The sequence below is a fragment of the Streptomyces sp. NPDC002004 genome (assembly GCF_053593975.1).
In genome coordinates this window covers 1-1,444 of sequence record NZ_JBSFDP010000082.1, presented here as the reverse complement: position 1 = coordinate 1,444, position 1,444 = coordinate 1, and the positions used below count along the sequence as shown (strand labels likewise).

Below are 1,444 nucleotides of genomic sequence, written 5' to 3'. Positions count from 1 at the left end.
TGCAAGGGCGCGTCCATCTCGGCTTTGTCGGCACGGACCCAGGAGCGGACGTCGGTGTCGTGGTCGTCGCTGCGGGAGGGATAGATATAGACGCAACCGATCACCTCGCCACTGTCGGTCTCGATGACGGTGTAGGTGAATCCGCGGCGCTGAGCGAAGTCGTCCGCGTGACGCTGCAGGTCGGCGAGGTTCGCCTGCAGGGTCATCCCGTTGGCAGGAGGCCATCCTCGGTCCTGGAAGCCCGGGGTCGCACGGATGTGCTCGATGCTGCTGGTCCAGGCGGCGTGGTCGGCGGCGTTGTGCTGGGGTCCCAGCGGCTCCAGATGGAACTGCGGGGTGATCAGGTCCGCGGGGACGACGAAGTCGTCGGGGACGAGGGCATGGTCAGTCATGGGGCCGAGGCTATGAGGCAGGGCTCACGGGTTGCACCTGGATTGGTGACGCCGCTCGCGTGGCGGGGCGGCCCCACCGGATGCCCTTCTCGCTGCGGATACGGGCGCGCTCCCTGCGCTGGGCGGCCAGGATGTCGGGGTGGCGGGCGTTGATGTTGCGCCAGCGCAGGTAGCGGTGCAGGGCCCGGGTCTGCACGGTGTGGTTGGGATGGTTGGAGTTCGCCAGGGTGAACTGCCGCAGGGGTCCGAAGTGCGCCTCGATCGGGTTGGCCCAGGAGGCATTGGTAGGGGTGAAACACAGCTCCACCCGGTGCTTCTTCGCCCAAGTGCGGATCTTTATGCCCTTGTGCGCGGACAAGTTGTCCATGATCACGTAGATGGGGGCGCCGTCAGGCCGGGCGGCACGGATCGATTTCAGCGCGGCCAGGGACTGAGCGGGCGCCCTTGTGGCGACGGTTCACGCCCCACAGCGTGTCGTCGCCAACCGAGTAGCAGCCGTGAAAGTAGGTCACTCCATGAGTGCGGTGATAGGTCGCCGGAATCCGGTCGGGCCGACTCTGTTGTGCCCAGCAGGAGCCTGCGGTGGGGCGGATACCGAGCGGCCCGAACCCGTCGAACGCGAAAACACGATCGGGTAAGTGCTCCAGGACGTACTCGATGCGGTCCAGTTTGGTGTCGCGCTCGGGGTCGGCGGACTCCTTCCACGTCTTGGTGCGCTGGAAGGTGATGCCGCGTCGGGCCAGCAGGCAGCGCAGGGCCTCGCGGCCCATACGGATCACCCGGCCGTGGACCCTACGCAGATAGGCGCAGAGTTTGCGGATCGACCAGCGGGTGAACGGCTGGCCGAGTTTGACCGGGCGTGTGGTGGCCGTCACGACGACGAAGTCCTCGTCGTCAGTGTTGAGCAGGCGGGGACGGCCTCCCGCCCACCGAGGGTCCAGGCAGGCCAGGCCGATCTCGTTGAAGCGGTGGATGACGTCCCGGACGGTGTCCTCATCAGCCGCAACCAGTTGGGCGATGACCGGGACCCGATTCCCGCCGGCCGAAGCCAG

The 1,444-nt window shown here is 67.2% G+C and carries 1 protein-coding gene and 1 pseudogene; both read right to left on the bottom strand.

Features of this window, described 5'->3' with window-relative positions; all coding sequences use genetic code 11:
• The coding region (locus ACWCP6_RS37210) for a GNAT family N-acetyltransferase (RefSeq protein WP_450937093.1) at window positions 1–392 on the bottom strand (392 nt) is incomplete at its 3' end.
• 10 nt (window positions 393–402) lie between these two features.
• Window positions 403–1,444: pseudogene (locus ACWCP6_RS37205) on the bottom strand (IS630 family transposase); the annotation flags it as partial.